Origin of the sequence: uncultured Aurantimicrobium sp., from assembly GCF_936931525.1 — a bacterium.
In the GTDB taxonomy this organism is placed as follows: domain Bacteria; phylum Actinomycetota; class Actinomycetes; order Actinomycetales; family Microbacteriaceae; genus Aurantimicrobium.
On record NZ_CAKZII010000133.1, the window covers coordinates 1 to 14,876 of the forward strand.

Sequence of the window (14,876 nt, forward strand, 5' to 3'; positions counted from 1 at the left end):
ATCGACCGCCTCAAGCAGGCACTCGCCGACACCGGCATCATCATCCCGATGATTACCACCAACTTGTTCAGCCACCCCGTCTTCAAAGACGGCGGCTTCACCAGCAACGACCGCGGCGTACGTCGCTTCGCGCTGCGCAAGGCACTGCGCAACTTGGACCTCGCTGCTGAGATGGGTGCAAAGACCTTCGTCATGTGGGGTGGACGTGAAGGTGCTGAGTACGACAGCGCCAAGGACATCCAGGGTGCACTTCAGCGCTACCGCGAAGGCGTCAACCTGATGACTGCCTACGTCAAGGACAAGGGCTACGACATTCGCTTCGCGATTGAGCCCAAGCCCAACGAGCCTCGCGGAGACATTCTTCTTCCCACCGTGGGTCACGCGATGGCCTTCATCAACACTCTTGAGCACCCTGACCTCGTGGGCCTGAACCCCGAGGTTGGCCACGAGCAGATGGCTGGCTTGAACTTCACCGCCGGTATTGCGCAGGCTATCGAGCACGGCAAGCTGTACCACATCGACCTCAACGGCCAGAAGGGCGTCAAGTTCGACCAGGACCTCGTCTTCGGTCACGGAGACATTCTCAACGCCTTCTCCTTGGTTGATCTGCTCGAGTTCGGCGGCCCCAACGGTGGTCGTTCGTACAACGGTCCTCGCCACTTCGACTACAAGCCCAGCCGCACCGAAGACTTCACCGGTGTCTGGGACTCGGCAGCTGCCAACATGCGCATGTACTTGCTGCTCAAGGAACGTGCTGCAGCATTCCGTGCAGACCCCGAGGTCAAGGCAGCACTGGAAGCTTCTCGTGTTGCTGAGATTCACACCACCACCTTGGCTCCTGGTGAGACCTACAACGATCTCCTCGCAGATAACGCGTCTTATGAGAACTTCGATGCTGACTCTTACTTCGATGGCCGCGGCTTTGGTTTCGTCAAGCTCAACCAGCTCGCCATCGAACACCTCATGGGTGCCCGCTAAACCATGGCCCTGGTGGCTGGAGTTGATTCGTCAACTCAAAGTTGCAAAGTAGTTATTCGAGACGCCGAGACGGGTGCACTGGTTCGCGAAGGGCGAGCTAGTCACCCCGACGGCACCGAGGTCAACCCTTCTCACTGGTGGACAGCTCTAGGTGAAGCACTCACCCAGGCCGGTGGGCTCGACGACGTCGAGGCCATCTCTATCGGTGGTCAACAGCACGGCATGGTTGTCCTTGATCAAGAAGGACGCGTCATTCGTGACGCCCTGCTCTGGAATGACACCCGCAGTGCTGATGCAGCCACCGAACTCACCGAACACTTTGGGGCAGAACATCTTGCCCAGCTGACCGGCTCTGTTCCTGTTGCGTCCTTCACCTCAACCAAACTGTTGTGGCTGAAAAACACAGAACCAGAGAATGCAGCACGCGTTGCTGCAGTAGCTCTCCCCCACGACTGGCTCACCTGGCGCCTTGCCGGATATGGTCCCGCCGGTGAGAGCGAGAAGGGTCCTGTGCTGGAAGCACTGGCAACCGATCGCTCTGACGCCAGTGGCACGGGGTATTTCAACTCCGCCACCAATACATACTGCGACGACATCCTTAGCTATGCACTGGGACACATTCCTGTTCTGCCTCGCGTTGTGTTGCCAGGTGAAGAAGTAGGCACGACGCCAGGTGGTGTGAAGGTTGCGTGCGGTGCAGGCGACAATGCCGCTGCCGCATTTGGTCTCGGTGCTGCCGAGGGAGATGTCGTGGTCTCATTGGGCACAAGTGGAACAGTCTTCGCTGTTTCCAGCTCGTCTACTCATGACACCAGCGGAACCATTGCTGGTTTTGCCAGTGCATCAAACTCGTCACTTCCTCTGGTCTGCACCCTCAACGCCGCCCGAGTCATGGACTCCTTTGCCAAGCTCTTGAATGTTTCGCATGATGAGCTGGGGCAACTAGCCCTGAAAGCAGAGCCAGGTGCTGGTGGTGTTGTCTTAGTTCCTTACTTCGAAGGTGAGCGCACCCCTAACCTTCCGCACGCAACTGCTGAGCTGGTCGGATTGACCTTGGCGAACAACACCCGCGAGAACATTGCTCGTGCTGCGATTGAGGGAATGCTGTGTGGACTGAACGCGGGACTGGAAGCACTCGCTGATGCGGGTGTTGCCTGCTCACGTATCTTCTTGGTCGGTGGCGCGGGTGCAAACCCTGCGGTTCAGGTCATTGCCGGTGAGATCTTTGGTGTTCCCGTTGTCATTGCGGAGCCTGGTGAATATGTTGCCAATGGCGCTGCCCGTCAAGCAGCACAGCTTGTCTTAGGCAATGCACCTGCGTGGAGTATCGCCACGATCGGCACGGTTTCCTCTCCTCAGGCCACACAAGTGATCGAAAACTACCGAAAAGCGGCAGCTTTCGCGGCGTCACGTTAAAGCTCATATTTAGAGTTTGAAACAACAAATAACGCTTTTCCCGCTATTTGTTACCACTTTGTGACCAAAATAAGTTGTTTCTTATTTGTTGGATACGGCAACATATAGGGACAGGGCTCACCGTCGAGCCCGACTCGGAGTTAATCCGAGAAACCAAGAGAAAATTGAAGGGAGAGAAATGAAGAAGTCTTCATTGATCTCAATCGCAGCTCTAGCAGCTGTGTCCGCACTTGCCCTCTCGGGTTGTGCCGGTGCATCTAACGATGCAGCTGCAAGCACCCGTGCTTGTGTAATCCTCCCCGACACCGAGTCTTCGCCTCGTTGGGAAGCTGGCGACAAGCCTGCTCTCGAAAAGGCACTTGGCGACGCTGGCTACGAAGTAGACATCCAGAACGCTCAGGGTGACACCGCTAAGTACGCAACCATTGCTGACCAGATGCTCTCAAAGGGCTGTGGCGTAATGATCCTCACCGACCACCAGGGTGCTGCTATCCAGGTTGCCGAGAAGGCTAAGGCTGCTGGCGTTCCAGTTATCGCTTACGACCGTCCAGTTGAGGGTGCTGACTACTACGTCTCCTTCGACAACGAGGGTGTTGGCGCAATCGAAGGTGAGTGCATCGTTGATGGTCTTACCGCTGCTGGCAAGGACCCCGCAACCGCATCTGTTGTTTACGTAGGTGGAGACCCCGCTGACGGTAACGCAAAGATGTTCTACGACGGTGCTGTATCCGTCATGTCAGCTGCTGGCATCAAGCCTGCTGCTGAGACTCCTGGTACCTGGGATGGAACCAAGGCTGGAACCGCATTCGAGCAGGCTTACACCTCTCTCGGCGGTAACGTTGACGCTGTTTGGGTAGCAAACGACACCAACGCAGCTGCAGTTATCACCATCCTTGACAAGAACGGCAAGACCGTTCCTGTTTCGGGTCAGGACGCATCTGTTGCTGGTCTCCAGAACGTTCTTCTCGGCAAGCAGACCTGCACGGTCTACAAGCCATTCTCTGTAGAAGCTGCTGCTGCTTCGGACCTGGCTATCCAGATCCTCGGTGGTAAGGCTCCTTCTGTAGCGAAGAAGCTCGCTGACGGAACCCCCTTCGTCGCAGTTACCCCCATCAAGGTCGGTCCTGAACAGGTCATCGACGTTGTTGCTGGTGGCGACGCAACTGCCAAGGACCTCTGCACCGCAGAGCTCGCTGAGGCATGTGCAAAGTACGGCGTAAAGTAACAAACCAATAGTTGAGACTTTGCGCCGGTCGATCCGGCCGGCGCAAAGTCTCTCTTGTTTCACCCCCACAATTTTTCTGTCATTGAATTGACACCCACCCCGACACATAGGTCGGATGAAACATCAAAGGAGATGGGCATGGATGTGCCACTGATCGAACTCTCTGGAGTTAAGAAAAGCTTCGGTCCCGTAGATGTCCTCAAGGGCATTGATTTCAAGGCATACGCAGGTAAGGTCACCGCACTCGTTGGTGACAACGGTGCAGGTAAGTCCACTCTGATCAAGGGCCTCTCCGGCGTTCAGCCTTATGACGAGGGAATCGTCAAGTTCGAGGGTGAAGAAGTTCACCTCCACTCCCCTCGCCAGAGCGGCGCTCTCGGCATTGAGGTTGTGTACCAGGACCTCGCACTCTGCGACAACCTCGACATCGTTCAGAACATGTTCCTCGGCCGCGAAGAACTGAGCCAGGGCACCCTCGACGAAGGTTCGATGGAGTTCCAGGCCACCAAGGCACTGCAGAGCCTCTCGGTTCGTACCGTGAAGTCTGTTCGTCAGAAGGTGTCCTCACTTTCCGGTGGTCAGCGTCAGACAGTTGCCATTGCACGTTCCGTTCTTCGTAACGCCAAGCTCGTCATCCTCGATGAGCCCACCGCTGCCTTGGGTGTGGCACAGACCGAGCAGGTTCTGAACCTGGTTCGTCGCCTCGCAGACAACGGCATCGGCGTCATCATCATTAGCCACAACTTGGCAGACGTCTTCCAGGTCTGCGACTCCATCAACGTTCTCTACTTAGGACGCATGGTCGCATCACTGAAGACCTCAGAAACTACACAATCCGATGTTGTTGGTTACATCACCGGCACCAAGACCATGGAAGAGGTGGCGTAATGAGTTCGCTAACCCCCACTGAAATCGGTAGCGGCCACGAAGGCACTATCCGCGACCAGATCACCGCATACGGTCAGCGTCTCAAGAACGGCGAAATGGGCGCACTGCCTGCTGTTATTGCACTGCTGGCCCTGGTTGTTCTGTTCGCTTCACTGAGCCCCTACTTCCTCACCACACTGAACTTTGCCAACCTGTTCGTTCAGGCAGCACAGCTCACCGTTCTCGCCTCGGCACTGGTCTTCGTTCTGCTTCTTGCAGAAATCGACCTTTCTGCAGGTGTGACCGCCGGTGTTGGTATGGCACTGTTCGTAGTTCTGAACCAGATGATGGGTATCAACTGGATCGTTGCGATCATTGCTGCTCTGGCATTGGGTTCACTCGTTGGTTGGGTCATCGGTATCTTCGTAGCGAAGATCGGTGTTCCTTCCTTCGTGGTCACGCTGGGTCTGTTCCTGGGTTTCCAGGGCCTCATGCTCGTCATGCTCGGCGACGGTGGTCTGTTCCGCCTCGACATTCCTGAGCTCAAGGCCATCATGAACTCCAACATGCCTGTTGCAGGTGGTTGGATCATGCTTGCCGTGATGGTGGGAGTTTCTCTCGCACTGGGCTTCTATGACCGTGCACGTCGTGCAAAGTCAGGTGTGGCTAACCGCCCCATCGCACTGATGCTGTCTCGCGTGGCATTGATTGCCATCCTGGGTGGAATCGCCGTCGGCGCGATGAGCGTCAACCGCAGCGTTTCTGTTGTTCCCATCGAAGGTGTCCCCATCGTTATTCCGATCGTGATCGGAATCCTCTTCGTGGGAACCTTCGTACTGGACCGCACCACCTTTGGTCGTCACCTCTACGCAGTGGGTGGAAACCCTGAAGCTGCACGTCGTGCAGGTATCAAGGTGGCAAAGATCCGCATCACCGCCTTCATCATCTGTTCCACACTTGCTGTGGTCTCCGGTGTTCTTGCTGCTAGCCGTATTGGTGCAATCGAGTCGACCGCAGGTCGTTCGATCGTGCTCTCCGGTGTTGCCGCAGCTGTGGTTGGTGGCGTGAGCCTCTTCGGTGGTCGTGGTCGTTTGATCCACGCAGCTATCGGTGCTCTTGTTATCGCAATCATCGACAACGGTCTGGGCCTCATCGGTCTCCCCGCTGGTGTGAACTTCCTCGTTACCGGTGCAGTTCTTATTGCAGCTGCAACCATCGACGCCCTGTCGCGCAAGCGCTCCGGCGGCGGAGTGAGGGTCTAACCTTCAGGTCACCAATGCCCCCAACGCAGCTATGCGTTGGGGGCATTCCTGACTCAGCGAGAATAAGTTGATGAGCATCCAGCGAGAACCCTCCGGCTTCACCCGACTGACAACTGGCAGTGGGGTGTCCATGGTTGTCTCCACCTTTGGTGCACGAATCGTGGAACTCTGGGTTCCCGATAGAAATGGTGAGTTGGGAAACGTCGTGCTGGGACTTCCCACACCGCAGCACTATGCCGACCGCGCCAACCTCTACCTTGGTTGCACCGTGGGTCGTGTTGCAGGCCGGATCCCCGGAGCACACTTCACCGGTGGTGGTCTCTCGTTCTCACTTGAACCTAATGAAGGCCCCAACCAGCTCCACGGTGGTGGAACGAACAGTTTTGACCGCCTCGAATGGGAGTTAGTCACCTTCGAGAACGAAGACTCAGTCACGGCAGAGTTCCACTACGTCAGCCCTGCAGGCGAAGAAGAGTATCCCGGTGAGCTCACCGTGGTTTCTCGCTATGAGCTCACCTCAGATGGTGTCTTCACCAGCACCCTCAGTGCAGAGACGACCTCTGCCTGCCCCGTGAATCTCACCACACATAGCTACTGGAATCTCTCGGGTGTGGCGGGCAGCACGATTCATGACCACCAGTTGAACGCAGACGTGGCCTGGCATGTGGAGACCGGGGAAGGTCAACTCCCCACGGGTGAGCTCACCCCTGCAGTAACCGAGTTGTCCTTGGCAGCCCCAGGTTGGGATGACACCTTCATCTTGGCTGAGAAGGATCACACCTCTACTGCGGCCGCGACCCTGAGCCACCCAGCTTCGGGAAGAAAGCTTGAGATCTTCACAACCGAGCCCGCCCTGCAGGTTTACACCGCGGGATATCTCCCTGAAGAGGCTTTCGATGAGGCGCATGTGCTCACCGCCTTCGGCGGGGTCTGCTTAGAACCTCAGCGCATCAATGACAACCCATTGCTGCCACAGTTCCCCAGCATTGTGCTGCAGCCAGGGAACACCTACTCACACGTGACTAAGCACGTGTTCACAAGCGTTTAGCGCTCTTCGAGACCCCAGGCCTGTCCATAGCCGCCGTCAGCTTCTGACTTAGCCATCAGCTCAAGGAAGGGCACCGCGTCGAAGGCCTCGGGGCCGAGAACACCAGCACCACTCCAGGTTCCGTTGGCCAGGAGTTCAAGGGCAATCACCGGGTTGAGTGCGGTCTGCCAGACCACGCACTGGCTGTCGTATTCCGCCATCGTCCACTCGTTATCACTGACGTGATAGAGGTAGACCTCACGAGGATTACCGTCCTTACCCAGACCCGTGACCCATACTCCTGCACAGGTCTTGCCTGTCATGCGTGGACCGATCGTGGCGGGGTCTGGCAGTGCAGCTGCCACCACGTCACGGGGTGCAACCATGGCTGGACCCTGTGCGGTGCGAACCTTGAGCGGCTCAATTGAGTCCAGACCCAGCTGGTGCAGAGTCTTGAGAATTCCGATGAACTCATCGCCCAGGCCGTATTTGAACGTCACGCGCTTGGCATCAAGCCAGCGAGGCATCATGAGAACTTCTTCGTGCTCCACGTTCACACACTCCACGGGACCAATGCCCTCGGGGAAAGTGAAGACTTCGGGCTCACTAAAGGGTGGGGTGGTGAACCAGCCTTTGTCCTTCTCCCAGATCACGGGAGGGTTGAGGCATTCCTCAATCGTGGTCCAGATGCTGAACGAGGGAGCAAAGATTTCGTTGCCTTCGTCGTCCCGCACAACCAGGTTCGCACCGTCACGTGTGCCCAATTCATCGATGGAGCTAAACAGGTGGTCCTGCGCATAGCGGGCAAAGACGTTCGACATTCCTGGCTCCACACCAATACCCACGAGGGCTAGGCGGTTGGCCTTCTCCCAGTCCCCTGCGGCAGCGAACTGCTCGTCACCGAGCTTCACGCCGGTTTCGGAATAGGGGTTGGTGGGGTGGGGAAAGGACAGCGTCATTGCCATGTCGAGGTAGTCCGCATCGGCAGCGAGCGCGCCGGCAAAGATGGTCTGCACGAACTTGGGCTCCACGGCGTTCATCACGTGGGTGGCGCCATGGCGCTTGGCGACCTCGGTCACACTCTCCGGCTTGGAGGCATCAATCTGGTCAGCGATGAAGCGACCTTCGATCGCGGCAGCACCGTGCTTGGCCTTGAGCCACTCGATGGTGCGCTCGGCACGGGTGATGTCGTAGTCGGTCACCACCATGAGCTCAAAGAAGGACCGACGTGCGGAAATCTTGGCAATGGCGTCTCCGACGCCACCAGCGCCAACAAGCAGAATTCTCATACCTCAGACGTTACTCCTGAGGAATCTACTTATGTCTGACTCTGTGCTGACAAGTAGTCTGGTGGGGAAGACGCACCCGCGTCCATCCCAGCGAAATTGAGTAGCGATGACAACCCCTTCCCCTGCACCCTCGACGTCTCGTCGAGCGCGAGCACTGCGGGTTGTTCCTCTACTTGGCCCGGCACTGGTGGCCGGTGTTGCCTATCTCGATCCCGGCAACGTCGCCAGCAATATGACCGCAGGTGCCCAGTTTGGTTACCTGCTGGTCTGGGTTGTGGTCGTGGGCAACTTGGTTGCCTGGCTGGTGCAATACCTGTCCGCGAAGCTCGGTTTAGCCACCGGTAAATCACTCACCCAGATTCTCGGTGAGCGGATACGAAATAAGTGGCTTCGTCGTGGCTTCTGGGTGCAGGCGGAGATTGTCGCCATGGCGACAGACCTCGCCGAGGTCGTCGGTGGCGCCATCGCCTTCAACCTTCTCTTTGGCTTCCCCCTTCTTGCTGGTGGCATGGTGATGGGGTTGCTCTCCTTGCTGCTGTTGTCTTTGCGTGATCGCTCGGGAGCAAAGGCTTTTGAGCGCATCATCATTGCCCTCTTGCTCATCATTGCTGTGGGCTTTGGCATGGGGCTTGTGGTGGCACCGCCTGACCCTGGCTCACTGCTGGGTGGCCTGATGCCCCGCTTCGATGGTGCCGGGTCTGTGCTGTTGGCGGCATCCATCTTGGGTGCGACAATCATGCCGCACGCTATCTATGCGCACTCTGCCCTGACTCGTGACCGCTTTGGTCTGGTTTTGGCTGGTGTGGAACGCGGCAAGATCCTCAAGGCCACAAGGGTAGATGTCACCGTGGCGTTGATCATTGCCGGTGGGGTGAACTTAGCTATTTTGCTCACCGCTGCAGTGAGCTTGCAGCGCGTTCCTGGCACGGACACCCTTGAGGGTGTCTATGCAGCCCTGAGTGCCAACCTGGGGCCCGCTATTGCCGTCTTGTTTGCCGTGGGCCTGCTTGCTTCTGGTTTGGCCTCCACCTCTGTGGGTGCGTATGCCGGGGCAGAGATCATGAGTGGTCTGACAGATATTCAGATTCCCCTGCTGTGGCGCAGAGTAATTACCTTGATCCCTGCCTTCATCATCTTGAGCATTGGTGCCGATCCCACCTGGGCACTGATCATTAGCCAGGTTGTGCTCTCCTTCGGCATCCCCTTTGCCCTCATTCCCCTGGTGATCTTCACCAGAGACAAGTCCATCTTGGGTGTGGACATCAACTCAGCCCTCACCACCACCCTTGCCGTGGTGGCATCCGTGTTCATCATTGGATTGAACGCGGTGCTGCTCTGGATTACCTTCGCGGGCTAACCCCAGAAGTTAAAGCGAAAGGGCGCCAACTCCGAAGAGTTGACGCCCTGAAGCGTGTAGTTGTTGAGACTACTTGAGGACGACGGTTGCGCCAGCCTCGGTAAGTGCAGCCTTTGCCTTCTCAGCAGCGTCCTTGTTGGCGCCTTCGAGAACGGTTGCAGGTGCTCCATCAACGAGTGCCTTAGCCTCACCCAGACCGAGGTTGGTGATGGTACGCACCTCCTTGATGACAGCAATCTTGTTTGCGCCAGCAGCCTCGAGAACGACGTCAAAAGAGTCCTTCTCTTCAGCAGCTTCAGCAGCTGCAGGTGCAGCGCCGCCAGCGGCAGCAACAGCTACGGGAGCTGCAGCGGTGACCTCGAAGGTCTCCTCGAATGCCTTAACGAACTCGCTGAGCTCGATGAGCGAGAGCTCCTTGAAAGCCTCGATGAGCTGCTCAGTTGAGAGCTTTGCCATGATTTTCTCCTTGTTGTTATTTCGTCTAAACCGGAACTAGTAAGTGACTAGTTGCCGGACTCTTGCTTTGCACGCAGTGCGTCGACTGTACGAACAGCCTTCGACAGAGGTGCGGTGAACAGGTATGCGGCACCGAAGAGAGAGGCCTTTGCAGCTCCGGCAAACTTTGCCAGGAGTACTTCGCGGGACTCGAGATCGGCGAGCTTTCCAACCTCAGCAGCGTCGAGAGGCTTACCGTCAAAGTAGCCGCCCTTCAAAATGAGCTGAGGGTTTGCCTTGGCAAAGGTACGCAGGGCCTTCGCAACAGCGACAGCGTCGCCGTGCACGAATGCGATAGCCGATGGGCCAGCAAGCTGGTCATCGAGACCGGTGATGCCAGCCTTAGCGGCGGCAATCTTGGTCAGCGTGTTCTTTACCACGGCGTAAGTCGCGTGCTCACTGATGGACTTGCGCAGCTCCTTGAGCTGAGCAACAGTGAGGCCGCGGTACTCGGTGAGCAGAACTGCATTCGAACCAGAGAAATTCTTCTCGAGTTCGGAGAGCATTGCTTCCTTGTTCGCCATGGCGCTCCTTGTGGTTTCTCACACCCCACTTGTGTGGAGTGATTAGCCTCGGGCCGCTAAAACTAAAAAAGCTCCAGCGCAGGGCTGGAGCGAAAGAAAACACGCGAACGTATTTATCACTTACAGGTTCCTGCGCGGGTCTTCGTCGAAACGAAACTTCGATTGGATGCTTACTTTCGAGAGCATGCCAATAACCAGCGGTCTTTGGTTGTTTCTAGAGTACGTGAGAGGAAGTACCTCTGGCAAATCGGTAGACTAGAGACTTCCCTCCCCTGTTAGCGCTGATGCTCACATCGGATGCCAGTGAGACCGGCATCACAAAGTGAGTTTTGGCTTGTCACGAAGATTTGAGGCCTCGTGAACGCTGTAGTTACATTGACCCCCGCTCCCGTGCTGGACCGCACCTACCTTGCCGAGGATTTGACCGTCGGCAAAGTGAACCGTGCCTATGAAGTCCACGAATACATGAGCGGTAAGGGCCTGAACGTAGCCCGCACCCTGCACCTGTCCAAGCACCCCGTCTCGGCCGTGCTTCCCATTGGTATGCAGGACCAGTACCTTCTCTTCTCCACCCCGTTCCCCCAGATCTTGCGCATCATGCCCGTTCAGGGTCGTGTTCGTGTGAACACCACTGTGGTCGAGCGTGGCGGTCGCACCACCAACATCAACCAGCAGGCCATCCCCTTCACTACTGAAGACTGGCGCAATGTTGTCGAGACCACGCTCGAGCAGGTCTCCGACATGAACGCAGACTGGCTTGTTGTTTCCGGCATGCACCCCAAGATGATCGACACCGGTCTTCCTATTGACCTCAGCGAACTGTTCTCTCGTGCCCGCGACTTGGGTGCTCGTGTTGGTCTGGACACCTCTGGCCCTGAACTCAAGCACTGGGGTCGCAGCGGCGAGGTCAACTTGATCAAGCCCAACGCAGACGAACTGGCTTCTCTCGTGGGCCACGAACTCAACACTCTCGGCGACGTTATCGAAGCTGGTCGTGAGCTCATCTCGACTGGTCTCGAGATCGCCCTGGTCAGCCTCGGCCCCGATGGCGCTATCGCCATCACCGCTGATGACGTTGTCTGGGCTTCTGCTGTTGCTCCTGAGGTCATCAACACCACCGGTGCCGGCGACGCATTCTTGGCAGGATTCCTCAGCCAGGTCGTCAGCCCTGAAGCTTCTGCTGCAGGCCGCGAAGCAGGCACTCTTCCTGTTCTCAGCCCCGAAGCTGCTCTGACCACTGGCTGTTCATGGGGTGCACTGGCAGTGTCCCTGCCCACTACCTTGATCAGCTCCTTCGGAGATGCTCCCGTAGCTCAGCTGCGTGAGGTTGACCCCGAGTATGCACTGATGGAAAAGGCAACCGTTCGCTACTAAAGCGAAGGTCCTCCCAAAAGACACAAAGCTCAAAAGGAAAGCCCCGCATCTGCGGGGCTTTCCTTTTTGTGAAACTAGTGTGCTGCCGGCAGACTCACGGTGAACATGGTCTTGCCTGGGTCACTGGTGACCGTGACCGACCCGTGGTGGGCCTGAACAACTGCGTTGACAATGGCGAGACCCAAACCGGTGCTTCCGGTCGCACGGGTTCGCGAGGCATCCCCACGAGTGAAGCGTTCAAACAGCTCCGGCATCTGCTCCTGCGGAATACCCGGACCGTTATCAATCACGCGCAGCAGCACCTTGTCATCCTGCTTCTCCAGCACCACCTGAACGGTGGAGCCTGCGGGGGTGTGAACCCTGGCATTCGCCAACAGGTTCACCACGACCTGGTGCAGACGAGGCTGGTCACCAATGACTTCGAGAGGTTCCTCTGGCAATTCCATGTCCCAGGTGTGATCAGGACCGGCCGCGTGAGCATCGCTCACCGCGTCCACAATGATGCGAGAAAGATCTACCGGCTTCTGCTGAAGCTCACGACCTTCATCCAGTCGTGCCAACAGCAGCAGGTCCTCAACAAGGCCTGTCATGCGGGTGGCTTCAGATTCGATCCGGCTGAGTGAATGACGAACATCCTCAGGGAGTTCGGCACCACCGCGACGAGTGAGCTCGGCATAGCCGCGGATAGAAGCTAGGGGTGTGCGCAGCTCGTGGCTGGCGTCCGCCACGAAGCGGCGTACTTTTTCTTCACTGGCCTGACGGGCAGCGAAAGCACGAGAGATGTGACCGAGCATGTGGTTGAACGCAGCGCCCACACGGCCCACTTCAGTGCGAGGGTCAGTGTCGTCTTCGCTGACACGTTCGGCCAGTTCCACATCACCCTTATCCAGGGGAAGCTCGGAAACACGGGTTGCCGAGTCAGCGACCCGATCCAGCGGGCGCAGTTCGTAACGAATCAAGAGACGGCCAGCAACAATGACAGCTCCCACACCAAATGCGGTCACCAGCAAGATGACGGTGATGAGCTGCGCACTCGCTGCGTTGACTTCGGTCATCGGCAGAGCGATGACGAGCTTGGCATCGCCGGTGGTGTTGACCGCAATAGCGCGGTAGTCCTGTGAACCGTTGACATGAATGGTGCTGGGCTCGCGGCTGATCTCCACGGTGGTGAAGTTGGTGATGTCTCCGACATCCACCAAACGCACTTCACCGCGTTCGTTGAGAATGCCTGCCGTGGTGGAACCATCAGCAGCAATGACTGCTACCAAGGTTCCCGCAGCCTGACCAGGAGCCAACAACGCATTGTTGGGGCGATCATCGTGGTCGTTATCGCCATCGTTGTGACCGGGACGAACGGGGATGCCGTCGGTGACGGCTTCCGTGGTTCGAATCACGGCACTGTTGAGCTGGGTGTCCAGTCGATCAACCAGGAAGGAGCGCAGCGAGAGAACGCTGACGACACCAATAAGGGCCGCAGCAACCACCAAGAGAGCTGCCATCGTCACCGTGAGGCGACGACGCAGCGTCCAGGGAGCGCGGGTGGCGTTCGACATTATTCAGCCGGCTTGATCATGTATCCCGCACCGCGCACGGTGTGCAGCATGGGAGCACCTTCGGCATCAATCTTCTTGCGCAGGTAGGAAATGTAGATCTCGACTACGGAGCTCTTGCCACCAAAGTCGTAGTCCCAGACGCGGTCCAGGATCTGGCTCTTGCTCACCACGCGGCGAGGGTTACGCATGAGGTAGCGCAGCAGTTCAAACTCGGTGGCGGTCAGCTCAATCAAGCGACCAGCACGGCGCACTTCGTGGCTGTCTTCATCCAGCTCGAGGTCTCCCACAACCAGCACAGGGCTTTCATTGGCGTCTGCGGTCAACGTCGAGCGACGAATGAGGCCACGCAGACGTGCCACAACTTCTTCCAAGCTGAAGGGCTTGGTGACGTAGTCATCGCCACCGGCAGTCAGACCAGCAATACGGTCATCCAGAGAGTCTTTGGCGGTGAGGAACAACACGGGAACATCGTTACCGTCTGCACGCATGCGCTGCAGCACCTGCAGGCCGTCAATGTCCGGAAGCATGATGTCGAGCACAACCGCGTCGGGGCGGAAATCACGCGCAGTGGCGATGGCGGATGAGCCATCGGCTGCGGTCTTGATTTCCCAGCCTTCATAACGCAGGGCCATTTGAAGCAGGTCAGTCAGCGATGCTTCGTCGTCGACGACGAGCACGCGGATGGGAGAACCATCGGCACGGGTCAGGCGGACGGGGGCTTGGGCAGTTGTTTCGTTCACATGATGAGTATGACGAACTTTCCTATGAGAATCCTATGAACTGCCTAAGAAAGCTATGAATGCCCTGAGAGTGCCCGTCTGCGGCGAGCGCACTGGGCGTTGTCAGCAGGACAAGACAGAATAGAGCTCGTGAGTTCAGCAGCGAATGTGGCACAAATGCCCGAGACGAAGCCCCAGGCTGAACAACCCCATATTGCGTATCTTTCCCGCATGGTCACCGACGGCTCAGATGAAGCTGCCTGGCTTCGTGCGCGCTCTCGTGGCATTACGGCCACGGATGTGGCCAAGCTCAATAGCGTGAACGCCATCCCCACGGCAGCGCTCGAGAAACTGCGTGGATCGAGCTTCACTGGCAACGTTTACACCGAGCACGGCAAGACCCGGGAACCGGTAATTGCTGCCTGGGTGAAAGAGAACTTCTCTATTGAACCCAGCTCTGCGCTGTTCCACTCTGAAGCTGAGTCTCGCCACCTGGCCACGCCTGACGGCATTGGCGTCGTGGAGGAAACACTGATCCTGGCGGAGATCAAAACCAGCCAGAAGCCCTTTGAAGGCGTCCCTGCGGGATATCTGCGCCAGGTTTACTGGCAGCAGTATGTTCTGGGCGCCGAGCGCACCTTGTTTGTGTGGGAACAGCACGAAAACTTCGTTCCTGTCTCCGATACGCCTAAGCACTTATGGATTGAGCGCGATGAGCGCGCTATCCGTGACCTCGTCTTCTTGGCAAATGGGCTCATTGGTGAGCTCCACCGCCTCACCAACTAAGGAA

General features: G+C 57.5%; 14 protein-coding genes. 9 read left to right on the forward strand and 5 right to left on the reverse strand.

Annotated elements, in window-relative coordinates:
- From xylA to Q0362_RS06340, 6 genes are all read left to right on the forward strand, one after another.
- The coding region (gene xylA, locus Q0362_RS06315; RefSeq protein ID WP_298121396.1) for a xylose isomerase at positions 1 to 978 on the forward strand (978 nt) is incomplete at its 5' end.
- Positions 979 to 981: 3 nt separating this feature from the next.
- Positions 982 to 2,394, forward strand: a complete 1,413-nt coding sequence (gene xylB, locus Q0362_RS06320; RefSeq protein WP_298121398.1) for a xylulokinase — start codon at positions 982 to 984, stop codon at positions 2,392 to 2,394.
- Between the two features lie 178 nt (positions 2,395 to 2,572).
- Positions 2,573 to 3,619, forward strand: coding sequence for a sugar ABC transporter substrate-binding protein (locus Q0362_RS06325; protein ID WP_298121400.1), 1,047 nt, complete (start codon positions 2,573 to 2,575; stop codon positions 3,617 to 3,619).
- A 138-nt stretch (positions 3,620 to 3,757) separates the two neighbouring features.
- Positions 3,758 to 4,507 carry an ATP-binding cassette domain-containing protein gene (locus Q0362_RS06330; RefSeq protein ID WP_110234592.1) on the forward strand — a complete coding sequence of 250 codons (750 nt, stop codon included), beginning with the start codon at positions 3,758 to 3,760 and terminating at the stop codon, positions 4,505 to 4,507.
- Entirely contained in the window at positions 4,507 to 5,748 is a 1,242-nt protein-coding gene (locus tag Q0362_RS06335; RefSeq protein WP_298121403.1) for a sugar ABC transporter permease, read from the forward strand. The genes Q0362_RS06330 and Q0362_RS06335 overlap by 1 nt, the downstream gene beginning before the upstream one ends.
- Positions 5,749 to 5,818: 70 nt before the next feature.
- A complete protein-coding gene (locus Q0362_RS06340) occupies positions 5,819 to 6,796 on the forward strand; it encodes an aldose epimerase family protein (RefSeq protein WP_298121405.1) in 978 nt (325 codons plus the stop codon).
- On the opposite strand, the gene Q0362_RS06345 is transcribed toward Q0362_RS06340, so the two are convergent.
- Complete coding sequence (locus Q0362_RS06345) at positions 6,793 to 8,064, reverse strand: saccharopine dehydrogenase family protein (protein WP_298121407.1); 1,272 nt, start codon at positions 8,062 to 8,064, stop codon at positions 6,793 to 6,795. The two genes, Q0362_RS06340 and Q0362_RS06345, sit on opposite strands and share 4 nt — an antisense overlap.
- 106 nt (positions 8,065 to 8,170) lie before the next feature.
- Between Q0362_RS06345 and Q0362_RS06350 the strand changes: the two genes are divergently transcribed.
- Positions 8,171 to 9,421, forward strand: a complete 1,251-nt coding sequence (locus Q0362_RS06350; protein ID WP_298121409.1) for an Nramp family divalent metal transporter — start codon at positions 8,171 to 8,173, stop codon at positions 9,419 to 9,421.
- 69 nt (positions 9,422 to 9,490) lie between these two features.
- Here the strand turns inward: Q0362_RS06350 and rplL are convergent, their stop codons facing one another.
- Together rplL and rplJ are read right to left on the reverse strand one after the other, a co-directional pair.
- Positions 9,491 to 9,877, reverse strand: a complete 387-nt coding sequence (gene rplL / locus Q0362_RS06355) for a 50S ribosomal protein L7/L12 (protein WP_110234597.1) — start codon at positions 9,875 to 9,877, stop codon at positions 9,491 to 9,493.
- A 47-nt stretch (positions 9,878 to 9,924) separates the two neighbouring features.
- Positions 9,925 to 10,440, reverse strand: coding sequence for a 50S ribosomal protein L10 (gene rplJ / locus Q0362_RS06360; RefSeq protein WP_110234598.1), 516 nt, complete (start codon positions 10,438 to 10,440; stop codon positions 9,925 to 9,927).
- A 357-nt stretch (positions 10,441 to 10,797) separates the two neighbouring features.
- Between rplJ and Q0362_RS06365 the strand changes: the two genes are divergently transcribed.
- Positions 10,798 to 11,814 carry a 1-phosphofructokinase family hexose kinase gene (locus Q0362_RS06365; RefSeq protein WP_298121411.1) on the forward strand — a complete coding sequence of 339 codons (1,017 nt, stop codon included), beginning with the start codon at positions 10,798 to 10,800 and terminating at the stop codon, positions 11,812 to 11,814.
- Between the two features lie 74 nt (positions 11,815 to 11,888).
- Here the strand turns inward: Q0362_RS06365 and Q0362_RS06370 are convergent, their stop codons facing one another.
- Both Q0362_RS06370 and Q0362_RS06375 read right to left on the reverse strand, forming a co-directional pair.
- Positions 11,889 to 13,367 carry a HAMP domain-containing sensor histidine kinase gene (locus tag Q0362_RS06370; RefSeq protein ID WP_298121413.1) on the reverse strand — a complete coding sequence of 493 codons (1,479 nt, stop codon included), beginning with the start codon at positions 13,365 to 13,367 and terminating at the stop codon, positions 11,889 to 11,891.
- Positions 13,367 to 14,107, reverse strand: coding sequence for a response regulator transcription factor (locus tag Q0362_RS06375; RefSeq protein ID WP_298121415.1), 741 nt, complete (start codon positions 14,105 to 14,107; stop codon positions 13,367 to 13,369). The genes Q0362_RS06370 and Q0362_RS06375 overlap by 1 nt, the downstream gene beginning before the upstream one ends.
- 129 nt (positions 14,108 to 14,236) lie before the next feature.
- Here Q0362_RS06375 and Q0362_RS06380 point away from each other — a divergent pair, with 129 nt between their 5' ends.
- Positions 14,237 to 14,872, forward strand: a complete 636-nt coding sequence (locus tag Q0362_RS06380) for a YqaJ viral recombinase family protein (RefSeq protein ID WP_298121418.1) — start codon at positions 14,237 to 14,239, stop codon at positions 14,870 to 14,872.
- Positions 14,873 to 14,876: the final 4 nt, after the last annotated feature.